Source organism: Ruegeria sp. CL7, from assembly GCF_056536445.1.
Genome location: NZ_JBQFPQ010000019.1, coordinates 1 through 2,500, shown reverse-complemented (window position 1 = coordinate 2,500; position 2,500 = coordinate 1). Strand labels below are relative to the sequence as shown.

Here is a 2,500-nt window from a genome sequence, read left to right as displayed (position 1 = left end):
CATCCGAATACCCCGGGGGGTAGAGCACTGGATGGGTAATGGGGCCCCACAGGCTTACTGATCCTAACCAAACTCCGAATACCCGGGAGTACTAGATGGCAGACACACTGCGGATGCTAACGTCCGTAGTGGAGAGGGAAACAACCCTGACCTACAGCTAAGGCCCCCAATTCATGGCTAAGTGGGAAAGCAGGTGGGACGACCAAAACAACCAGGAGGTTGGCTTAGAAGCAGCCATCCTTTAAAGATAGCGTAACAGCTCACTGGTCTAAACAAGTTGTCCTGCGGCGAAGATGTAACGGGGCTCAAGCCATGAGCCGAAGCTTAGGATGCCGTAAGGCATGGTAGCAGAGCGTAGTGTGACATAGAACTCATCCTGTATTGCCGCCGGTTATGTGGCGCGAGTAATCGCGCTCAAGTAGCCGAATAGGCGGTAGCGCAGGATAGAGTTCTTTCGATGAAGCCGGCCTGTGAGGGATCCGGTGGAGAGATCACTAGTGAGAATGATGACATGAGTAGCGACAAAGAGTGTGAGAGACACTCTCGCCGAAAGTCCAAGGGTTCCTGCTTAAAGCTAATCTGAGCAGGGTAAGCCGGCCCCTAAGCCGAGGCCGAAAGGCGTAGGCGATGGGAACTAGGTTAATATTCCTAGGCCAGGAGGATGTGACGGATCACAGGTGTAGTTCAATCTTATCGGATTGATTGGGCTGCTGAGTGGTTCCTGGAAATAGCCCTCCATCAGACCGTACCCTAAACCGACACAGGTGGACTGGTAGAGCATACCAAGGCGCTTGAGAGAACGATGTTGAAGGAACTCGGCAAAATACCTCCGTAAGTTCGCGAGAAGGAGGCCCGGTTCCTAGGCAACTAGGGGCTGGGGGCACAAACCAGGGGGTGGCGACTGTTTATTAAAAACACAGGGCTCTGCGAAGTCGCAAGACGACGTATAGGGTCTGACGCCTGCCCGGTGCCTGAAGGTTAAAAGGAGAGGTGAGAGCCTTGAATTGAAGCCCAGGTAAACGGCGGCCGTAACTATAACGGTCCTAAGGTAGCGAAATTCCTTGTCGGGTAAGTTCCGACCTGCACGAATGGCGTAACGACTTCCCCGCTGTCTCCAACATCGACTCAGCGAAATTGAATTGCCTGTCAAGATGCAGGCTTCCCGCGGTTAGACGGAAAGACCCCGTGCACCTTTACTACAGCTTCGCACTGGCATCAGGATTGTGATGTGCAGGATAGGTGGTAGGCTTTGAAGCAGGAACGCAAGTACCTGTGGAGCCTCCCTTGAGATACCACCCTTCGCACTCTTGATGTCTAACCGCGGTCCGTTATCCGGATCCGGGACCCTGCGTGGCGGGTAGTTTGACTGGGGCGGTCGCCTCCTAAAGCGTAACGGAGGCGCGCGAAGGTTGGCTCAGAGCGGTCGGAAATCGCTCGTTGAGTGCAATGGCAGAAGCCAGCCTGACTGCAAGACTGACAAGTCGAGCAGAGTCGAAAGACGGCCATAGTGATCCGGTGGTCCCGAGTGGAAGGGCCATCGCTCAACGGATAAAAGGTACGCCGGGGATAACAGGCTGATACTGCCCAAGAGTCCATATCGACGGCAGTGTTTGGCACCTCGATGTCGGCTCATCTCATCCTGGGGCTGGAGCAGGTCCCAAGGGTACGGCTGTTCGCCGTTTAAAGAGGTACGTGAGCTGGGTTTAGAACGTCGTGAGACAGTTCGGTCCCTATCTGCCGTGGGTGTAGGAGACTTGAGAGGAGTTGCCCCTAGTACGAGAGGACCGGGGTGAACGATCCACTGGTGGACCAGTTGTCGTGCCAACGGCAGTGCTGGGTAGCTATGATCGGACAGGATAACCGCTGAAGGCATCTAAGCGGGAAGCCCCCCTCAAAACAAGGTCTCCCTGAGGGCCGTGGAAGACCACCACGTCAATAGGCCGGAGATGTAAGCGCAGCAATGCGTTCAGTTGACCGGTACTAATCGCCCGATAGGCTTGATTTGATCCAGTAATGGAAAGACAAATCACCAAAAGCATACACTGACCTTGATTATGGACAGCGTCGCAGCGCCAAGCCGCGATGTTGGTTGATTATATAACCGAGTGGCACCGCGCATTCGCAAGCGAATACGCTGCCTGCCAACCGTCGCTTTCTTGCTCCGCAAAAAAGTCGACATGGGCTTTTCCTCGGTTTGGTGGTCATAGCGCAAGTGAAACACCCGGTCCCATCCCGAACCCGGAAGTTAAGCACTGCCGCGCCAATGGTACTTGGGCTTAAGCCCCGGGAGAGTAGGTCACCGCCAAACCTAGAAAAAGCCCATATCTCTCTAACACGATGACACAATACCCGGCCTCAAATAGCGCAAGCGATAGGCCAACCAAAGACCTCAAGTAGCGTAAGCGCTAGGTCACAAAAACTGTCGCGGGATGGAGCAGCCCGGTAGCTCGTCAGGCTCATAACCTGAAGGTCGTAGGTTCAAATCCTACTCCCGCAACCA

1 tRNA gene and 2 rRNA genes (1 of these 3 cut by a window edge) are annotated in these 2,500 nt (G+C 54.6%); all 3 read left to right on the top strand.

Features of this window, described 5'->3' with window-relative positions:
• A 23S ribosomal RNA gene (locus ACR0LI_RS20705) occupies positions 1–2,005 on the top strand; it begins 861 nt to the left of the window's first position.
• A gap of 188 nt (positions 2,006–2,193) precedes the next feature.
• A 5S ribosomal RNA gene (gene rrf / locus ACR0LI_RS20700) occupies positions 2,194–2,308 on the top strand.
• Positions 2,309–2,423: 115 nt separating this feature from the next.
• A tRNA-Met gene (locus tag ACR0LI_RS20695) sits at positions 2,424–2,500 on the top strand.